At 59.7% G+C, this 16,780-nt stretch carries 19 protein-coding genes; 13 read left to right on the forward strand and 6 right to left on the reverse strand.

The annotated features are described in order from the left end of the window. The first annotated feature begins 74 nt into the window (after nucleotides 1-74). Nucleotides 75-1,493 carry a YdiU family protein gene (locus GOV38_RS00955; protein ID WP_171207296.1) on the forward strand — a complete coding sequence of 473 codons (1,419 nt, stop codon included), beginning with the start codon at nucleotides 75-77 and terminating at the stop codon, nucleotides 1,491-1,493. Here GOV38_RS00955 and GOV38_RS00960 read toward each other — a convergent pair. Further along, nucleotides 1,469-2,386 (reverse strand): adenylate/guanylate cyclase domain-containing protein, encoded by a 918-nt coding sequence (locus GOV38_RS00960; protein ID WP_171207297.1) that lies wholly within the window; start codon nucleotides 2,384-2,386, stop codon nucleotides 1,469-1,471. The genes GOV38_RS00955 and GOV38_RS00960 overlap by 25 nt on opposite strands. A gap of 205 nt (nucleotides 2,387-2,591) precedes the next feature. Between GOV38_RS00960 and GOV38_RS00965 the strand changes: the two genes are divergently transcribed. The 5 genes from GOV38_RS00965 to GOV38_RS00985 all read left to right on the forward strand — a co-directional run bounded on the left by GOV38_RS00965 (nucleotide 2,592) and on the right by GOV38_RS00985 (nucleotide 6,849). After that, nucleotides 2,592-3,299, forward strand: coding sequence for an endonuclease/exonuclease/phosphatase family protein (locus GOV38_RS00965; protein WP_254430423.1), 708 nt, complete (start codon nucleotides 2,592-2,594; stop codon nucleotides 3,297-3,299). 72 nt (nucleotides 3,300-3,371) lie between these two features. Continuing rightward, nucleotides 3,372-3,785: a Fur family transcriptional regulator gene (locus tag GOV38_RS00970; RefSeq protein ID WP_171099543.1), complete on the forward strand. Its 414-nt coding sequence runs from the start codon at nucleotides 3,372-3,374 to the stop codon at nucleotides 3,783-3,785. Between the two features lie 133 nt (nucleotides 3,786-3,918). Next, a complete protein-coding gene (locus GOV38_RS00975; protein ID WP_171207298.1) occupies nucleotides 3,919-4,797 on the forward strand; it encodes a DMT family transporter in 879 nt (292 codons plus the stop codon). A 136-nt stretch (nucleotides 4,798-4,933) separates the two neighbouring features. Further along, entirely contained in the window at nucleotides 4,934-6,211 is a 1,278-nt protein-coding gene (gene eno / locus GOV38_RS00980; protein WP_171207299.1) for a phosphopyruvate hydratase, read from the forward strand. Nucleotides 6,212-6,681: 470 nt separating this feature from the next. After that, entirely contained in the window at nucleotides 6,682-6,849 is a 168-nt protein-coding gene (locus GOV38_RS00985) for a hypothetical protein (RefSeq protein WP_171099537.1), read from the forward strand. Here GOV38_RS00985 and GOV38_RS00990 read toward each other — a convergent pair. The 3 genes from GOV38_RS00990 to mazG form a co-directional block, all read right to left on the reverse strand. Then, nucleotides 6,846-7,295 carry an N-acetyltransferase gene (locus GOV38_RS00990; RefSeq protein WP_171099535.1) on the reverse strand — a complete coding sequence of 150 codons (450 nt, stop codon included), beginning with the start codon at nucleotides 7,293-7,295 and terminating at the stop codon, nucleotides 6,846-6,848. The two genes, GOV38_RS00985 and GOV38_RS00990, sit on opposite strands and share 4 nt — an antisense overlap. After that, nucleotides 7,292-8,233: a nucleoside hydrolase gene (locus GOV38_RS00995; protein WP_171207300.1), complete on the reverse strand. Its 942-nt coding sequence runs from the start codon at nucleotides 8,231-8,233 to the stop codon at nucleotides 7,292-7,294. Before GOV38_RS00995 ends, GOV38_RS00990 begins: the two co-directional genes overlap by 4 nt. Nucleotides 8,234-8,296: 63 nt before the next feature. Next, on the reverse strand, nucleotides 8,297-9,163 hold the full coding sequence (gene mazG / locus GOV38_RS01000; RefSeq protein ID WP_171207301.1) for a nucleoside triphosphate pyrophosphohydrolase: 867 nt from the start codon (nucleotides 9,161-9,163) through the stop codon (nucleotides 8,297-8,299). Nucleotides 9,164-9,229: 66 nt separating this feature from the next. Between mazG and GOV38_RS01005 the strand changes: the two genes are divergently transcribed. From GOV38_RS01005 to GOV38_RS01020, 4 genes are all read left to right on the forward strand, one after another. After that, a complete protein-coding gene (locus GOV38_RS01005) occupies nucleotides 9,230-10,393 on the forward strand; it encodes a M20 aminoacylase family protein (RefSeq protein WP_171212964.1) in 1,164 nt (387 codons plus the stop codon). An 11-nt stretch (nucleotides 10,394-10,404) separates the two neighbouring features. Then, nucleotides 10,405-11,373: an agmatinase gene (speB, locus tag GOV38_RS01010; protein WP_171207303.1), complete on the forward strand. Its 969-nt coding sequence runs from the start codon at nucleotides 10,405-10,407 to the stop codon at nucleotides 11,371-11,373. Between the two features lie 68 nt (nucleotides 11,374-11,441). Beyond that, nucleotides 11,442-12,389 (forward strand): agmatinase, encoded by a 948-nt coding sequence (gene speB, locus GOV38_RS01015; RefSeq protein ID WP_171207304.1) that lies wholly within the window; start codon nucleotides 11,442-11,444, stop codon nucleotides 12,387-12,389. A gap of 74 nt (nucleotides 12,390-12,463) precedes the next feature. Continuing rightward, nucleotides 12,464-12,862: a DUF1499 domain-containing protein gene (locus GOV38_RS01020; protein WP_371808490.1), complete on the forward strand. Its 399-nt coding sequence runs from the start codon at nucleotides 12,464-12,466 to the stop codon at nucleotides 12,860-12,862. On the opposite strand, the gene GOV38_RS01025 is transcribed toward GOV38_RS01020, so the two are convergent. Then, nucleotides 12,788-13,090 carry a hypothetical protein gene (locus GOV38_RS01025; RefSeq protein ID WP_171099524.1) on the reverse strand — a complete coding sequence of 101 codons (303 nt, stop codon included), beginning with the start codon at nucleotides 13,088-13,090 and terminating at the stop codon, nucleotides 12,788-12,790. The genes GOV38_RS01020 and GOV38_RS01025 overlap by 75 nt on opposite strands. Before the next feature lie 62 nt (nucleotides 13,091-13,152). On the opposite strand from GOV38_RS01025, the gene prfA reads away from it, so the two are divergent. The 3 genes from prfA to GOV38_RS01040 all read left to right on the forward strand — a co-directional run bounded on the left by prfA (nucleotide 13,153) and on the right by GOV38_RS01040 (nucleotide 15,869). After that, nucleotides 13,153-14,208, forward strand: coding sequence for a peptide chain release factor 1 (gene prfA, locus GOV38_RS01030; RefSeq protein WP_171207922.1), 1,056 nt, complete (start codon nucleotides 13,153-13,155; stop codon nucleotides 14,206-14,208). Beyond that, nucleotides 14,205-15,053, forward strand: a complete 849-nt coding sequence (gene prmC / locus GOV38_RS01035) for a peptide chain release factor N(5)-glutamine methyltransferase (protein WP_171207306.1) — start codon at nucleotides 14,205-14,207, stop codon at nucleotides 15,051-15,053. Before prfA ends, prmC begins: the two co-directional genes overlap by 4 nt. Before the next feature lie 234 nt (nucleotides 15,054-15,287). Continuing rightward, nucleotides 15,288-15,869, forward strand: coding sequence for a DUF4167 domain-containing protein (locus GOV38_RS01040; RefSeq protein WP_171207307.1), 582 nt, complete (start codon nucleotides 15,288-15,290; stop codon nucleotides 15,867-15,869). A gap of 56 nt (nucleotides 15,870-15,925) precedes the next feature. On the opposite strand, the gene rsmA is transcribed toward GOV38_RS01040, so the two are convergent. Then, nucleotides 15,926-16,768, reverse strand: coding sequence for a 16S rRNA (adenine(1518)-N(6)/adenine(1519)-N(6))-dimethyltransferase RsmA (gene rsmA, locus GOV38_RS01045; RefSeq protein ID WP_171207308.1), 843 nt, complete (start codon nucleotides 16,766-16,768; stop codon nucleotides 15,926-15,928). Nucleotides 16,769-16,780: the final 12 nt, after the last annotated feature.

The raw sequence follows: 16,780 nt of genomic DNA on the forward strand, positions 1-16,780 counted from the left end.
CCTTTGCTGCTGATTATGCACAGGGTTGCGCAATCTTCTATGGCAATCGGCAAAGCGGACCATATGTTTGGCTCATGACACTGACGATCCCCTTCGACAACAGCTATGCACAGCTGCCCAACAGCTTTTACGCTCGGCAAAAACCCGAACCCGTGCGAGCCCCGCGCCTGGTTGCGTTCAACGCAGATCTTGCACGCCTGTTGGGGATCACGCCGGGTGACGTGCAGGACATGGCCGAGACCTTTGCCGGTAACGCCATGCCCGAGGGTGCCGAGCCTTTGTCTCAGCTCTATTCCGGGCATCAGTTTGGGCATTACAACCCACAATTGGGCGATGGTCGTGCGGTGTTGCTGGGCGAAACCTTGGGCACTGACGGAGAGCGGCGGGATATTCAGCTCAAAGGATCGGGCCGCACGCCGTTTTCCCGCAATGGTGACGGGCGTGCATGGCTGGGGCCGGTGTTGCGCGAATATGTGGTGTCCGAGGCGATGCATGCGCTGGGCGTACCGACCACGCGCGCGCTGGCAGCGGTCGAAACCGGAGAGGTCGTGCTGCGTGAAGGACCGATGCCCGGTGCAGTGTTGACTCGCGTGGCGCGCAGCCATTTGCGCGTGGGCACCTTTCAGGTTTTTGCCGCGCGCGGGCAGTTGGACGATCTGCGCAAACTGACCCAATACGCTATCGACCGTCACTATCCGCAGGCTGATGGCCCCATGGGCCTGCTGCGCCATGTGCGCGACGCACAGGCGCGCCTGATCGCGGCCTGGATGAGCGTGGGCTTCATTCACGGTGTCATGAACACCGACAACAGCTCGATCGCGGGAGAGACAATAGACTATGGGCCTTGCGCCTTCATGGATCAGTATCACCCCAATACAGTTTTCAGCTCAATCGATCAGTTTGGGCGCTACGCCTATTCCAACCAGCCCGACATTGCCGTGTGGAACCTGGCGCAGCTGGCCACAGCGCTGATCCAGCAATATGACGACAAGGAAGCCGCCGTAGAAGAAGCGACCGAGATCGTTCACGCCATGCCCGACCTGTTGCAAGCGGAATGGCTTGCGCGGTTTCGGGCCAAGATCGGGTTGACCACATCCGAGGAAGGGGATCAGACGCTTATCTCGGACCTGCTGAAACGCATGGCCGAGGAACAGGCGGATTTCACCAACACCTTCCGGGCTTTGGCTGGGGATGCGGCCCGCGATCAATTCACCAATCCCGAAGCCTTTGACAACTGGGCCGAAGGCTGGCAGGCGCGTCTGACGCGCGAGGCTGATCCCGTTGCGACGATGACAGCGGCCAACCCGGCCTTTATCCCGCGCAATCACCGCATCGAACAGATGATCTCGGCGGCGGTGCAGGGGGATTATACGCTATTTGACCGGCTGAATACGGTTTTGGCGCAACCTTATCTGGACCAGCCGGAAAACGAGGATCTGCACCGTCCACCCAGCGCGACTGAGGTGGTTCAGGCCACGTTCTGCGGCACCTGAGACCGGCCGCGGATCTCAAAGCTCAGGCAGGCCTCAGACTCGTCTATCGGCATGGTCGGGGAAATCACGCCGCTATCAGCCAGCATGACAGATTCACGTTTCAGCCTGATTTCGCGGCCCGCTTCGGATTTTACATAGGTGCCCGAGGTGCTGCGGTCGGTCAGGATCAGTTTGCCCGCCTTCATGCTCAGCACCGCATGCATCCGTGACACCCAGGGTTGCTGCAGCACGACATCGCAATCGGGCGCGCGGCCGATGGTCAGCTCACCATTGTCACCACACCACCAGACACTGTCTTTATAGCGCAGATGCAGGGTCAGACCCGCATGGGGCTTCCAGTTGGTCTCGGACCGTCCAAAATTTGTGGGCAGACGGGTCTGGAAAATCATGTCCGAAGTGGGGTCGACAAGCGAGAATGCGGGCAGGGGCTCGGCCACGCCTTTCAGGCTGAGCCGCCCAAGGGGCTTGAGCATGGACCGGTGTTCCGGGTGCAAAAGCTTGGCGGCGGCCTCGCTGACACAAGCCTCGCCGGGGTTGGCCGCCGTGGCAAAGCGCGCGGTGACGTTGACCGCCTCGCCATAGATGCCGCGCTCGCCGATGACGATGGGGCCTGAATGCATCCCTACATGCACTTGCAGAACCGTTTCCTCATCCGGCTCAACCAGTTTTAGGGCGGCTTTGAGCGCGGCGTTTGGGTCGTCGAAAAAGCTTAGGACATCGTCGCCTTTCTGGCCAACGGGCACACCTCCGAAAGACAGCAGCACGCGCCGCAGATGGTCGATCTTAAGCTGGATCAGGCGCTGCGCCTCATCATCACCTACCGCATTGTACAATGGAGTGCTGCCAGCGATATCTGCGATGATCATGGTTGCGAATTTGGAATCTACGTCCAATTTCGGGGTCCTCTTCGGGTCGGGTCAGCCGTATCGACGATCATACCAGTCGCGTTTTCGTGGACTACAGTCCTAGGATAGGAAAATCCGTGTTTCAAATTAAACTTCAGGTTCTGCGTGATTGCATAGCGCGCCTGTGGCAAAAAATCGAGTTGTAATGGTGCGTGGGCCTGACATGCTTGGCTGGGTTTGGATGATCTGAGACATGATGAAACGCGAAAAGACTGTCAGGCTGGCCAGCTACAATATCCAGAAATGCCTTGGCATGGATTTTCGCCGCCAACCGCAGCGGACGCTGCAGGTGATCGACAGTATGAAGGCCGATATCGTTGTGCTGCAAGAGGCCGACAAACGTCTGCCGCCGCGCCCCGCCGCCTTACCGCATTTCATGCTGGACGAGGCAGGCTGGCAGATCGTCGACCTGGGAGGCGCGGGCAGTCTGGGCTGGCACGGAAATGCGGTGATCTGGCGGGGCGACGGGATGAACGTACGACAGACTGGTCATCACGACTTGCCCGGGCTTGAACCCCGCGGGGCTGTACGGGTCGAGTTTGACACGCCCATAGGACCGCTGCGTGTGATGGGAATGCATTTGGGCTTGTTGCCCGCCTCGCGCCGACAGCAGATTACCCATCTGCGCCATTGCGATGCAGGCCTGTCTCAGATGCCAACTGTCTGGGCCGGAGATTTCAACGAATGGTCCCGCCAACCGGTTCTGGATCATCTGGCTCCCGATATGAGCTTCCTGCCTCCGGTTCCCAGCTTCCCAGCGGCCCGGCCGCTGGGCGCGTTGGACCGGATTGCGCTGGGCTCGGGCCTGCAAGCTGCCGCGCATGGTGTTCAGACTGCGCGGCCCGCGCATATCGCGTCGGACCACCTGCCGGTCTGGGTCGACCTTCACCGCGCTGCTTAAGGCGCATTTCCGCTGTGGCGCAGTGCGCACAGACGTATTAAGACAGATACCCGAACAGTTCCGAGAGTCACCATGTCCGATACGATCATCGCCCGCTGCGAAGCCAAAGGTCTGCGTATGACGGGTCAGCGCCGCACCATCGCCCACGTGCTGGAACAAAGCGCAGATCACCCGGATGTCGAGGAACTTTATACCCGCGCTTCGGCTGTGGATGAGGGGATTTCCATAGCTACGGTCTATCGCACGGTGAAGCTGTTTGAAGAGGCCGGCATTCTGGAACGGCTGGAATTCGGCGATGGCCGTGCCCGGTACGAAGACGCCGAGCGGGACCACCACGACCACCTGATCGACATGCAATCGGGGCAGGTCATCGAGTTCGTCGACCCCGAGATCGAGGCGCTTCAGGAAAAAATCGCCGCCAAGCTGGGGTATCGCCTCAAGGGCCACAGGCTGGAGCTTTACGGCGTGCCACTGGATCAGGACTGACGATCACCAAACGCGATTGGCAGCGCCACGTTAATTCATATTTCGCGGCGGGATAAAGCTTGCGACCGCGCTCATATTGCGGTTGTGGTTAGATGTCTGACGCGGCTTTGACCGCGCGCCACGGAAACGGCTCATGAACAATGTAAACGGCATCTTGCTGCTTGTCGGATCGATGGCAGCTTTTGCAATCGAGGATATGTTTATCAAACACCTGTCGGTCAGCGTGCCGACCGGGCAGATCCTGGTTGTGCTCGGCGTCGTGTGTGGGGTGGCTTTCGCGCTTTTGACCGCAGCCTCGCGCAAACGAATCTTTGAACCGGCGGCGTGGAAGGCGGTGCCTTTGATCAGAGCGTCGACCGAAGGCGTTGCCGCGGTTGCTTTTGTGACCGCTCTGTCTTCGATTGACCTGTCGACGGTGGCAGCCGTGTTTCAGGCGTTGCCTCTGGTCATCACCATGGGGGCTGCATTGTTTCTGGGCGAAACTGTGGGCTGGCGGCGCTGGAGCGCAATCGGTGTTGGCTTCGTCGGCGTGTTGATGATCATCCGCCCGGGGTTGGAGGGATTCCAGCCCGAGACGCTTCTGGTGATCCTTTCCGTTGTCTTGATCGCAGCGCGGGATCTGATCACACGGCGGCTGGATACAAGAGTGCCCTCAACCGTCGTGGCGATGCAGGCCTATCTGAGCGCGACCCTGGCCGGTGCGGTGCTGATGGTCTGGGCAGATCAACCGGTTGCGCCGCTGCAATCGGCGCATGTCTTTCCCTATCTGGCTGCGTTCCTATCCAGCATGTTGGGCTATTACGGTATCGTTGCGGCCATGCGGGTGGGCGAGGCGTCTGCAATGATGCCGTTCCGCTATACGCGGCTTGTGTTCTCGATGATCGCGGGGATGCTGATGTTCAACGAGCGCCCGGATGCGCTGACCCTGGCAGGGGCCAGCCTGATTATCGCCTCAGGTCTTTACACCTTTGTCCGCGAACGCCGTTTGGCCAGACAGCTGGCCATCGCCTGACCCGTTTGATGCAATTCCCCGGGTGTTAGCCCTAAAGGCAGGAAAATATGCCTGTTAGCGATAACGTGACCGGTTTACTTTCCGCCGGTTGCTGCTATGACGCGTGCAACCGACTGCAGCCATAGGGACAGACCTGATGAGCACCATTATCGACATCCATGCACGAGAAATTCTGGACAGCCGGGGCAACCCGACCGTCGAGGTCGACGTCATTCTGGAAGACGGCACCATGGGCCGCGCGGCCGTGCCCTCGGGCGCCTCAACCGGTGCCTATGAGGCGGTTGAAAAGCGCGACGGTGACAAGACCCGGTATATGGGCAAGGGCGTTCTGGAAGCAGTTGCCGCCGTTAACGGTGAAATTGCCGAAGAACTGGTTGGCTTTGACGCGACCGAGCAGGTGGCAATTGACCAGGCGATGATCGATCTGGACGGGACCGACAACAAAGGCCGTCTGGGTGCGAACGCCATTCTGGGGGTCTCGCTGGCCACGGCCAAAGCGGCGGCGGATTTCACCACGCAGCCCTTATACCGCTATGTCGGGGGTACCTCAGCGCGCATCCTGCCGGTGCCGATGATGAACATCATAAACGGGGGCGAGCACGCCGACAACCCGATCGACATTCAGGAATTTATGATCATGCCCGTCTCGGCCAGCAATATCCGCGAGGCGGTGCGCATGGGATCCGAGGTGTTCCACACGCTGAAGAAAGAGCTTTCGGCAGCGGGTCTGGCCACCGGCGTCGGCGACGAAGGCGGGTTTGCTCCCAACATCGCCTCGACCCGTGAAGCATTGGATTTCATTCTGAAATCCATCGAAAAGGCCGGGTACAAGCCGGGTGATGAAATCCACCTGGCGCTGGATTGCGCTGCGACCGAATATTACAAGGACGGCAAATACGTCCTGTCGGGCGAAGGCAAAACCCTGACTTCCGAGGAAAACGCCGCCTATCTGGCTGCGCTGGTGAACGACTATCCGATCATCTCGATCGAAGACGGTATGTCCGAGGATGACTGGGACGGCTGGAAAGCGCTGACCGACTCCATCGGCGATAAGGTACAGCTGGTGGGTGACGATCTTTTTGTGACCAACCCGGCACGTCTGGCCGAGGGTATCAAGCGCGGCTCTGCCAACTCGATGCTGGTCAAAGTGAACCAGATCGGTTCGCTGACAGAAACTCTGCGCGCCGTCGATATGGCCCACCGCGCGGGTTACACCAACGTCATGTCGCATCGCTCGGGCGAGACCGAGGATGCGACCATTGCCGATCTGGCGGTCGCCACCAATTGCGGTCAGATCAAAACCGGCTCGCTGGCGCGGTCGGACCGGTTGGCGAAATACAACCAGCTGATCCGCATCGAGGAATCGCTGGGCGAGGTTGCCGAATACGCCGGACGTTCGATCCTGCGCACCTGAGCCTTTAGTTGATACGGTGATCCTCAAGCTTGGCTCGGGGATCGCGTTCCATCAAAGCTATTACACCTTAAACGCCGGACCAGCTTGAAGCGGTCCGGCGTTTGTGTTGGGTACATCACGATTTTCGGCTGGTGCTGATCGGTCAATGCAAAGCCGTTGGGTCCCAACGAATCCTTTTGAATGCGGGATAACCTCTGGTTGCATCGGAGCGGTAATATTTGCCTCTGGGTTTCAAAAAGCGCGATAGAAATTCGGACAACTCCAATTTTTCGTCAGCTCGCCCTACTTTTATCGAGATGTATTTGAGATCGGAACAGGTATAGTTTTCAACGAATTAACAGTGTTCGGGATGTCCGGCGAATCCAATTGGTTCGAAAATTCCGACAATTTTTCAGTTTTGTGTGAACTAGTTCCTAAACACGATCAATCGACGTGACCTAACCTGACTGCAGTGCAGAAAGGAGATCACGATGTCTGTATCCAAATTCCTTCTGATTTGCTCAGTTTCTTCCGTCATGCTTATCGCGGCCTGTTCCGGGCCCAGCACCTATCCGATCACGGGGATCGCCGCTTCGGCCTCGGATCCGGTGATGGATATGGAAATGCCCGGCGTGAATATGGGCATCCCGACACACTAAAGCGCCTTGCTCATCAGCATATAGCGATCCCGGGGTTTGAAGCCGGTCCGCAGATACAGCTTGTTGGCGCTTTCATTGGTCCGATCGACCTCAAGATGCAGGGCGGTCAGACCCGCACCTGCCAGCGCCTTGGGCAATTCAAGTAAAACTTCGGTCGCGATCCCGCGACCGCGGACAGCAGGGCGGATGTAAATCTCGTCGATGAACCCGTCCATGCCGCCAAACTCGACCGACCAGCCAAAGGTCAGGATGAGATAGCCCAACGGCGCGCGCGACGGACCGATCAGATAGATGCAGCCATGCGGAATGCCGTCCAGCAAAGGGGACAGCGCCGCGCGGCGCGTGTCAGCGTCCTGATCAATACCTTCCTCGGCATGAAAGGCCGACACAAGGGTCATCAGGCGATCAAGATCCTCGGGGCGGGCCAACCGCAGGGCGGCGCTCATAACCGGGCCAGTCGTTCGGTGAGCAATTTGAAAAATCCATCGGCGTCAACATCACTGATAAACAGCGCATTGGGTGCATGGTCGGTCACGCCCCACCAATCGGCCACCGTCATGCCCATAGTGAGGGGAGACGTGGTTTCGATCTGCACATTGACGAAACGACCCGAGAACAACTCGGGCTGGATCAGGTAGGCGGTGACACAAGGATCATGCAGCGGTGCACCGTCCGAGCCGTATTTCTCTTTATCGAAGCGTTCGAAGAAATCGGTCATTTCAGCCACCGCATGACCGACCTTCGAATCCAGCGCGCGGAATGCATCGTTGCGATGTGGCGTGACCAGCGCGTCATGGGTCACATCCAGTGGCATCACCACAATGTCTGCGCCCGATTTGAACACGATATCAGCCGCTTGTGGATCAACGTAAATGTTGAATTCCGCTGCCGGAGTGATGTTTCCAACCTCAAAATAAGCGCCACCCATCAGCACGATCTGCTGTACGCGCTCGACAATGTCGGGGGCTTTTTCAAACGCGGTGGCGATGTTGGTCAGCGGTCCCAGCGGGCAAAGCGTAACCGTGCCGGGCGGCTGCGCGCGCAGGGTGTCGATGATGAAATCCACCCCGTGCCCATCTGTCAGTGGCATTTCAGGGTCAGGCAGCACAGGGCCATCCAGCCCGGTTTTGCCGTGCACGTGTTCTGCCGTGACCAGTTCGCGGTTCATCGGGCGGTCGCAGCCAGCATAGACCGGGATATCGGGGCGACCGGCCAGCTCGCAGACGATGCGGGCGTTCTTGGCGGTCAGCTCCAAAGGGACATTGCCTGCGACAGCGGTCAGCCCCAGCACCTCGATCTCATCGGGGCTTGCCAACGCCAGCAGAATGGCCACCGCGTCGTCCTGTCCGGGGTCGGTGTCGATGATGATCTTGCGCGCTGCCATGGCTTGCCTCCGGGCTGTCAGAGCGCGGACACTCGCAAGTGCCGCCGATCTTGTCCAGTTGTTTTACGCCTCGCTGCGCGCAGGAGTGGGCGTTGCAGGCGAGAGTTTGCCATTGGCCCGGTGTTCTTCGGTTTTGACCGCGTCCCACAGTGCGTCCATTTCTTCAAGTGTGCTTTCAGATGGGGTTCGGCCCCGTTCGGCCAGCCGGGCCTCGACCTGTCCAAACCGGCGGGCGAATTTGGCGTTGGTGCGGCGTAGTGCAGCTTCGGGTTCGATGCCCAGATGACGGCCCAGATTGACGATGACGAACAGAAGATCACCGAACTCATCCTCCAACGCGTCCGCATCCATCTGGTCGCGTGCCTCTTCCAACTCGGCGGCTTCTTCGGTGATCTTGGCCAGCACATGGCTGGCATCGGGCCAGTCAAACCCCACGCGGGCTGCACGTTTTTGCAGCTTATGCGCCCGCAGAAGGGCGGGCAGGTTGGCGGCAACCCCGTCCAAAGCGCCTTTCTGTGCCTTGCCTGCGCGTTCGGCGGCCTTGATCGTTTCCCAATCCTGTACCTGTTGTTCGGCGGATTTATCGCGGGATTCCTCGCCGAAGACATGCGGGTGCCGGGCCACCATCTTGTCTGACATGGTGCGCACCACATCCTGAAAGGTGAAATGCCCGGCCTCTTCGGCCATCTGAGCGTGAAAGACCGATTGGAACAGCAGATCGCCCAATTCGCCCTTCAGCTCATCATAGGCCTCGCGTTCGATGGCATCGGCGACCTCGTAGGCCTCTTCAATCGTATAGGGCGCGATACTGGCGAAATCCTGTTCGATATCCCAGGGGCATCCGGTCTGTGGATCGCGCAGGCGGCGCATGATTTCCAGCAGACGTTCGATACCTGCATCGCTGTCGTGGATCAGAGAGTTTTCCGCCATTGCGCCGCCTTTCATTCCCGTGTCAGATGCATCCATTCCGCAGCTTGGATCAGGAGTCCACCCCAGATGCCCGTCGTCAACCGAATTGCCGATTTCTCAGCCGATATGACCGCATGGCGGCGGCATTTGCATACGGTTCCCGAGCTGGCCTTTGATTGCCATCAGACTGCGGCTTTTGTGGCCGAAAGGTTGCGCGAATTCGGCGTGGATGAGCTGCACGAGGGTATTGCTCAGACGGGTCTGGTCGCAATCATCAACGGGCAGGGCAAGGGGCCAACCATTGGGCTGCGCGCCGATATGGATGCGCTGCCGATCACCGAGGAAACCGGCGTCGACTACGCCTCGACCAATCCCGGTAAGATGCACGCCTGTGGTCACGACGGGCATACCACGATGTTGCTGGGGGCCGCACGCTATTTGGCCGAGACCCGGAATTTCCGGGGTCGGGTGGCCCTGATCTTTCAACCTGCCGAGGAAGACGGCGGCGGAGCCGGTGTCATGGTCGAAGAAGGCATCATGGACCGGTGCGATATTTCTCAGGTCTATGCGCTGCACAATGCGCCGGGCTTTGTCGAAGGGTCATTCTATACAACGCCCGGACCGATCATGGCGGCGGTGGATACGTTTGACATTCATATTCAGGGCAAGGGCGGTCACGGTGCCATGCCGCACGAGACCTGCGATCCGGTGATGGCGGCTTGCGGCATTGCACAGGCGATCCAGACCATTGTCAGCCGCAACCATTACGCGCTGGATGATCTGGTGGTCTCGGTGACACAGATCCACACCGGCACGGTCAACAATGTGATCCCGGATACCGCCTATATCAACGGCACCGTGCGCAGCTTTGACCCATCGGTGCAAAAGATGGTCATGCGGCGCATGGCCGAGATCGTCGAAGGCCAGGCCAAAGCTTACGGGGTGGAAGCGCGTCTGGATTATGACGTCAACTACCCGGCCACGATCAACGACGCCGAGAAAGCCGACTTCGCAGCCGAGGTCGCCCGCGAGATTTCAGGCAAGGACCGCGTCACCGGCAATACTGGCCGTGAAATGGGGGCCGAGGATTTCTCCTACATGCTGCAAGAGCGCCCCGGTGCGTATCTGTTTTTGGGGCAGGGTGATGGCGCCGGGCTGCACCACCCAAAGTACAATTTCAATGATGAGGTCGCACCGGTGGGGGCCTCGTTCTTTGCGCGCATTGTTGAGCGCGCGCAGCCACTGAGCTGAGGGGATCGGGCATGGCATTGGAAGACGCAAAGAACCAGGTGGACGAAGCCTTCACCAATCCCGACCTCAAAGGTCTGTCGTATGAAAACACCTTTGGCGGCGCGACCTCGTTCCTGCGGCGTCTTTATACCAAAAATTTGAACGGCGTAGATATTGCCGTAACCGGCGTGCCCTTTGATCAGGCGGTCACGAACCGACCCGGTACCCGGCTGGGGCCACGTGCGATCCGAGAGGCCAGCGCCCTGCAATCCCCCGATGCGCCCTATGGTTGGCCGTTTGACGCGCTCAGCGAGCTTGCCATCGTGGACTATGGCGATGTGGCCTATGATTACGCCAATATCCCGGCCTTTCCAGACACGTTGACCGACCATATCCGCGCCATCCTGGCCGCCGATGTGGCGTCTGTCGCGCTTGGTGGGGATCACTATATCAGCTTTCCGATCCTGAAAGCCTATGCCGAGAAATACGGGCCGATGTCGCTGCTGCAGTTTGACGCCCATACCGATACCTGGGCCGATGACGATATGAGCCGCGTGGATCACGGGACGATGTTCTACAAGGCGGTGAAGTCGGGGATCGTGGACCCGAAGCGCTCGGTTCAGGTGGGGATTCGCACCACCAACGAAGACACGCTGGGCGTCAACATTATCGATGCGCGCAAGGTTTACGAATCCGGCCCGGCGGTGGTGGCGCAAAAGATCAAAGGCATCCTGGGCGATAGCCCGGTTTATCTGAGCTTTGACATCGACGGGCTGGACCCGGCCTTTGCCCCCGGCACCGGCACACCGGTTTGGGGTGGGCTCAGTTCGATCCAGGCGCAAATCATCCTGCGCGACATTGCCGGGATCAATATCAAAGGCGGCGACGTGGTTGAGGTTTCGCCACCCTACGACACATCGGGCGCAACAGCGATTGCAGGGGCACATGTGGCGACGCAGATTATCTGCCTGTTGGGCTGGGACAAGCTTGTGCGCCCTTAACCTTTGGTTAGCCATAGCTCTGATAAGTATTTGTTTAGTAACAGGCCCGGGTGGAAGAGGCGCAGGATATGACAGAGTTTAATCAACCTCTCAGCGGCAATGAGCTGGCGCGGTTTTCGGGGCCGAATACTTTCATGCGCTTGCCGCAGGCGCAGGCTTTGGACGGGTTGGATGTGGCGGTGCTGGGGATACCGATGGATATCGGCACCTCGTGGCGGTCGGGCACACGGTTCGGGCCCAAGCAAATCCGCGCCGAAAGCGCGATGATCCGGCCCTATAACATGGCAACTTTCGCGGCCCCTTTCGACAGCCTGCAAATCGCGGATATCGGCGATCTGGCGATCAATACCTTCTCGCTGGCGGACAGTCTGAAGATCATCAAGAACAGCTATGACGGCATTCTGGCGCAGAATGTGATCCCGGTGGCAATGGGCGGCGATCACTCGATCACCCTGCCGATCCTGCGGGCGATTGCAGGGAAATACGGACCCGTGGCTCTGGTCCATGTGGATGCTCATGCCGATGTGAACGATGAGATGTTTGGCGAGCGTGAAACCCATGGCACCGTGTTCCGCCGCGCCTATGAGGAAGGGCTGATCGTGCCCGACAAGACCTTTCAGATCGGCATTCGCGGCTCTGGCTATGCCGCCAGCGACTTTACCGAGGCGCAGGGCTGGGGGTTCCAGCAATTCCCTGCGTGGGAGCTGTGGCAACAGAACCTGACCGAGATCGGTGCGCGCATTCGCAAAACCGTGGGTGATCACCCGGTTTACGTCACCTATGACATCGACAGTCTGGACCCGGCATATGCCCCCGGCACCGGTACGCCCGAGATTGCGGGCCTGACCACGCCGCAGGCATTGCAATTGATCCATGCGCTCAAGGGCATAAACCTTGTGGGCTGTGATCTGGTCGAGGTTTCGCCGCCCTATGATCCCTTGGGCAATACGGCGCTGACGGCGGCCAATCTCTTGTTTGAACTTTTGTGCATCCTGCCCGGCGTGACGTCACGATAGCCTGCGCCTTGTCTTGCCCGGCGACGCGATACGACTAGGCTGTGCCCCAAAAGGGTTTGCGCGAGATGAGGACCATGTTGCTTGCCATATTCATAGCTGCCGTGATCGTGGTATTGGGCTTTGTCCGGCTGGCCCCATCCGATCCCGCGCGTTGGCATGTTCCACCGCAGGCCCAGGCCGATCGGGACTTGCCCAAAGGCGTTCTACGTGTGTCTGAAACCGGCCCGGAGGGGCTGGCCCAACTGGACCGGATCGCGCAGGCCACACCACGCACAACGGTTTTGGCGGGCAGCGTGGAGCAGGGGATGGTGACCTATATCACCCGCACCAAACTCTTCGGCTTTCCCGATTACACCACGGTTCAGCAGGATGGTGATACGCTACGGATCTATGCCCGCCTACGATTTGGCCGCAGGGATTTCGGCGTCAACCGAGACCGGGTCGAGCGCTGGCTTGCTTTGTTGCAGCCCTGACGACAAACACCCCTCTTGCACCTCGCGCCACATGGGCACGTTCAGGGACATCTGACATTGGGCGGTGAACATGCGGCCATCGACCTGCAGGCAGATCAATTCCCCCAATTCGATGCGGGTGCCTGATGTGTCGGTGCAATAGCAGTCGCGGGTCTTGCCATCCGGGCCGATATAGTCGGCCAAGGCCGGGCTGGAACTCAGAAGAAGCGCAAGGATTATTCGTTTCATAGCAGCAAGCTTAGCATGATGTGGCCCTTGACCAAAGCCCCCGGATGGGACACACCCCCGTGATGATCCCCGAAGAACGACTTGAACAGATCACACAGCGGTTTCAATACCTCGAGGCGGCCATGGCCGATGGGGCCTCGGGCGCAGATATTGCGGTTTTGGCCAAGGAATATTCCGACCTCAAGCCGGTGGTTGACCAGATCAGCCAATGGCGTCAGCTGGTGTCGGATCTGACTGAGGCGCAGGCGATGCTGGCCGATCCGGATATGAAGGAACTGGCCGAGGAAGAGATCCCTCAGCTGCAGGCCCAGATCCCAGAGGCCGAGCATGCGTTGCAACTGGCCCTGTTGCCCCGCGATGAAGCTGACGCGCGCCCCGCGATGCTTGAGATTCGCCCCGGCACCGGTGGGGACGAGGCCGCCTTGTTTGCCGGTGATCTGCTGCGCATGTATCAGCGCTATGCTGAGGCGCGGGGCTGGCAGTTCGAGATCATCGAAGAACAGGCCTCGGATCTGGGGGGCATCAAAGAGGTGGTCGCCCATATCAAGGGGGACAATGTCTTTGCCCGGATGAAATACGAATCCGGCGTGCACCGGGTGCAACGTGTACCAGAAACCGAAAGTGGTGGGCGCATCCATACCTCTGCAGCCACCGTGGCCGTTCTGCCCGAGGCCGAGGATGTGGACATCCAGATTGACGCCAATGACATCCGCATCGACACGATGCGCAGTTCGGGCGCGGGAGGGCAGCATGTCAACACCACCGACTCGGCGGTACGGATCACGCACCTGCCCAGTGGGATCGTGGTGACCAGCTCTGAGAAATCTCAGCACCGCAACCGCGAGATTGCCATGCAGGTGCTGAAAACCCGGCTTTATGATCTGGAACGCCAACGGATTGACAGCGAACGTTCGGCAGATCGGGCCAGTCAGGTGGGCTCGGGTGACCGGTCCGAGCGGATCCGGACCTATAACTTCCCGCAGGGCCGCATGACCGATCACCGCATAAACCTGACGCTTTATAAGCTGGACCAGGTGATGCAGGGCGATCTGGATGAGGTGATCGACGCGCTGACTGCCGATGATCAGGCGCGGCTGCTGGCTGAGATGGCGTTATGATCGCTGCTTTGACAGCAGCGCAGGCCATGGTGGCTGCCACCGCGCGGCTGCGGGCTGCAGGCGTGCCTGACCCGGCGCGCGATGCCCGCTTGCTGTTGGCCCATGCGGCCAAAGTTGAGGCCAGCCGCGTGACTCTGATTGCGCCAGAAGAACTGGCGCCGGATATCGCCGAACGCTATGACCAGTTGATTTCGCTGCGCGCCATTCGTGTGCCGGTTTCGCATCTTTTGGGCGAACGTGAGTTCTATGGCCGCAGGTTCCGTGTCAGCGGCGATGTCCTGGACCCGCGCCCGGAAACCGAAGCGCTGATCGAAGCGGCGCTGAGCGAACCCTTCGATCATGTATTGGATCTGGGCGTCGGCTCGGGCTGTATACTCATCACGCTGCTGGCAGAACGCGCCAGCGCCACGGGTGTCGGCGTGGATCTGAGCGAAGCCGCCTGCTTGCAGGCCAGCGCCAATGCCGTGCAGCACAATGTGCAAAACCGGGCCGAGATCCTGCAATCGAACTGGTTCGAAAGCGTTGAGGGGCAATTTGACCTGATCGTTTCGAACCCACCCTACATTGCGCAGGATGAGATGGATGACCTTGCACCCGAGGTGCGCGATCACGAACCGCGCCTCGCCCTGACCGATGAAAGCGACGGGCTGGAGGCCTATCGCCAGATTGCGGCTGCAGCGCCGGATTATCTGACCAAAGGCGGCCGGCTGCTGGTCGAGATCGGGCCAACTCAGGCGCGCGCCGTGTCTTCCTTGTTTGATGCGTCAGGGCTGGCCGATATTCGCGTCATTCCTGATCTGGACGGGCGCGATCGGGTTGTCGGCGCAAAATTGCCAGAAAAATAGGGTAGGCAAGGGCCAAATTGTGCCGCTTTATGTAAAAAAGCTGCGAAAAAACCGACAAACCCCTTGTCTGCGCGCGCTGGACATGCTTACTCAATAACAGTCGGCGAGGTTGATGCTGTTCCAGCTCACCCCTGACGCCAAGCCCAAAAGTCGATCATTCGTTACGGCACATGCCTTTGAGCAGCGTAAAGAACGGGTGGATCGACAGCGAATGACAAGGCTGATGTAAAGTAGATGAGATCTTCCAAATCCCGCTCGCGGGCCAAGAATAACCGCAATCGTCCCTCTGGTGGTAACGTTGTAAACCGGGTTTTCGACAGCTCGGGCCCCGAAGGCAAAGTGCGTGGCACGCCGCAGCAAATTATTGATAAATACAATCAGTTGGCGCGCGATGCTCAACTGGCGAACGATCGCGTGGCGGCTGAGAATTTCCAGCAACACGCCGAGCATTACCTGCGTCTGCTCAGCGAGGCACAACGCGAGATGGAAGCGCGCCGCGAAGAGCAGGAGCGCCAGAACCGCGAGCGTCAGGCCGAGCGTGACCGCGAGCGCGCAGAACGTCAGGAGCGCGAAGCTGCCGCCCGTCAGGCCGACCCTGCTGAGACACCGCAGCCCGAAGTGATGGATTTTGCCGCAGCCGAGGCCGCTCCGGAAAGCGGGTTGGTGGAAACACCCGAAAGCAAAGGTGCCGAAACAGCGGTGCCTGAGAAAAAGGAAAAGCCTGCCCGCAAACCGCGCGCGCGCAAGCCCAAAGCCGCGCCAGCGGAAGAGCCTGCACCAACCGATCCCGGTGATGCGCCAGAAGCAGCGGAATAAGGTATAGTCCTGAAAGCAAAGCCCCGAGGGTCAGGCCCGGGGCTTTTTTCTTGCCTTCAGTCTTTTTTGAGTTCTCGGGCTAACGCACAGAATGCCTCAAGCGGGATCTGTTCGGCACGGTCGGTCGGTTGGATACCTGCCGTGCGCAGACGGTCTTCGATATCCGGGGCGAGGCCCTTGAGCGAAGCGCGCAGCATCTTGCGGCGCTGATTGAAAGCAGCAGCGACAACTCGCGACAATGTAGCGGCGTCAGCCGGATAGCGTGGCGTGGGCAGGGCAGTCAGATGTACAACCGCGCTGGACACTTTTGGGGGTGGAGTAAAGGCTCCGGGCGGCAGTGACATTGCGATGCGTGCGTCAGCCCGCCATTGCGCCAGTAAGGCGAGGCGGCCGTAGGCTTTGCTGCCGGGCTGCGCCACGATGCGGTCTGCCACTTCGCGTTGGAACATCAAGGTCAGGCTTTGCCAGAAGGGTGGCCAAGCGGGTGGCGTGAGCCAACGCACCAGCAATTCCGTGCCAACGTTGTATGGCAGGTTGGCGGCGACGCGAATGGGTGGCGTGAGATGCGCCATCGGGTCGATCTCCAATGCGTCCCCGTTGATCACCTCAAGTCGGCCCGGATAGGCGGCGGCAATCTCGTTCAGCGCGGCGATGCAGCGGGTGTCCTTTTCCACAGCCACCACTTTGCGCGCACCTTCGGACAAAAGCCCACGGGTCAACCCGCCCGGGCCGGGGCCGATTTCCAGCACGTCGCATTGGGTCAAATCCCCCGCTTGACGGGCGATCTTGGCGGTCAGGTTTAGATCCAGTAGAAAGTTCTGGCCCAGCGATTTGCGCGCGGAAAGCTGATGGGTCGCGATGACCTCACGCAGAGGGGGCAGGGTGTCGATTGCGCTCATGATCGGGTTCCC

Source organism: Ruegeria sp. HKCCA5839, from assembly GCF_013035585.1.
Taxonomy (GTDB): Bacteria; Pseudomonadota; Alphaproteobacteria; order Rhodobacterales; family Rhodobacteraceae; genus Ruegeria.

What these genes read in the sequence shown, in the direction of transcription:
- GOV38_RS00955 (WP_171207296.1), top strand. Translation starts at nt 75, where the DNA reads ATGACACTGACGATCCCCTTCGACAACAGCTATGCACAGCTGCCCAAC.
- GOV38_RS00965 (WP_254430423.1), top strand. Translation starts at nt 2,592, where the DNA reads ATGATGAAACGCGAAAAGACTGTCAGGCTGGCCAGCTACAATATCCAG.
- GOV38_RS00970 (WP_171099543.1), top strand. Translation starts at nt 3,372, where the DNA reads ATGTCCGATACGATCATCGCCCGCTGCGAAGCCAAAGGTCTGCGTATG.
- GOV38_RS00975 (WP_171207298.1), top strand. Translation starts at nt 3,919, where the DNA reads ATGAACAATGTAAACGGCATCTTGCTGCTTGTCGGATCGATGGCAGCT.
- eno (WP_171207299.1), top strand. Translation starts at nt 4,934, where the DNA reads ATGAGCACCATTATCGACATCCATGCACGAGAAATTCTGGACAGCCGG.
- GOV38_RS00985 (WP_171099537.1), top strand. Translation starts at nt 6,682, where the DNA reads ATGTCTGTATCCAAATTCCTTCTGATTTGCTCAGTTTCTTCCGTCATG.
- GOV38_RS00990 (WP_171099535.1), bottom strand. Translation starts at nt 7,295, where the DNA reads ATGAGCGCCGCCCTGCGGTTGGCCCGCCCCGAGGATCTTGATCGCCTG.
- GOV38_RS00995 (WP_171207300.1), bottom strand. Translation starts at nt 8,233, where the DNA reads ATGGCAGCGCGCAAGATCATCATCGACACCGACCCCGGACAGGACGAC.
- mazG (WP_171207301.1), bottom strand. Translation starts at nt 9,163, where the DNA reads ATGGCGGAAAACTCTCTGATCCACGACAGCGATGCAGGTATCGAACGT.
- GOV38_RS01005 (WP_171212964.1), top strand. Translation starts at nt 9,230, where the DNA reads ATGCCCGTCGTCAACCGAATTGCCGATTTCTCAGCCGATATGACCGCA.
- speB (WP_171207303.1), top strand. Translation starts at nt 10,405, where the DNA reads ATGGCATTGGAAGACGCAAAGAACCAGGTGGACGAAGCCTTCACCAAT.
- speB (WP_171207304.1), top strand. Translation starts at nt 11,442, where the DNA reads ATGACAGAGTTTAATCAACCTCTCAGCGGCAATGAGCTGGCGCGGTTT.
- GOV38_RS01020 (WP_371808490.1), top strand. Translation starts at nt 12,464, where the DNA reads ATGTTGCTTGCCATATTCATAGCTGCCGTGATCGTGGTATTGGGCTTT.
- GOV38_RS01025 (WP_171099524.1), bottom strand. Translation starts at nt 13,090, where the DNA reads ATGAAACGAATAATCCTTGCGCTTCTTCTGAGTTCCAGCCCGGCCTTG.
- prfA (WP_171207922.1), top strand. Translation starts at nt 13,153, where the DNA reads ATGATCCCCGAAGAACGACTTGAACAGATCACACAGCGGTTTCAATAC.
- prmC (WP_171207306.1), top strand. Translation starts at nt 14,205, where the DNA reads ATGATCGCTGCTTTGACAGCAGCGCAGGCCATGGTGGCTGCCACCGCG.
- GOV38_RS01040 (WP_171207307.1), top strand. Translation starts at nt 15,288, where the DNA reads ATGAGATCTTCCAAATCCCGCTCGCGGGCCAAGAATAACCGCAATCGT.
- rsmA (WP_171207308.1), bottom strand. Translation starts at nt 16,768, where the DNA reads ATGAGCGCAATCGACACCCTGCCCCCTCTGCGTGAGGTCATCGCGACC.